This is a genomic window from Pseudomonas sp. DE0157 (assembly GCF_007678615.1).
GTDB classification, from domain to species: domain Bacteria; phylum Pseudomonadota; class Gammaproteobacteria; order Pseudomonadales; family Pseudomonadaceae; genus Aquipseudomonas; species Aquipseudomonas parafulva_B.
In genome coordinates this window covers 1-386 of the sequence record NZ_VEJN01000050.1, presented here as the reverse complement: position 1 = coordinate 386, position 386 = coordinate 1, and the positions used below count along the sequence as shown (strand labels likewise).

Sequence of the window (386 nt, the reverse complement as noted above, 5' to 3'; positions counted from 1 at the left end):
TAGACTTCTGCGGTGAACTTGGTGTGCGGCTTGACCGAACCTGGCTTGACCAGAACCTGGCCACGCTCAACGTCGTCACGCTTGGTACCACGCAGCAGAACGCCGCAGTTCTCGCCAGCACGGCCTTCGTCCAGCAGCTTGCGGAACATCTCAACACCGGTGCAGGTGGTGGTGGTGGTGTCACGCAGACCAACGATTTCCAGTGGATCTTGAACGCGAACGATACCACGCTCGATACGACCGGTCACAACGGTACCACGACCCGAGATCGAGAACACGTCTTCGATCGGCATCAGGAACGGCTGATCAACGGCACGAACTGGCTCAGGGATGTAGGCATCCAGAGTTTCTACCAGCTTCTTGACAGCGGTAGTACCCATTTCGTT

Annotated in this window: 1 protein-coding gene; it reads right to left on the bottom strand. The window is 57.3% G+C overall.

Annotation, left to right across the window (positions count from 1 at the left end; genetic code table 11):
* Nucleotides 1-386, bottom strand: a 386-nt coding sequence (locus FS777_RS21295) for an EF-Tu/IF-2/RF-3 family GTPase (RefSeq protein WP_256675212.1), incomplete at both ends; no start/stop codon positions are given.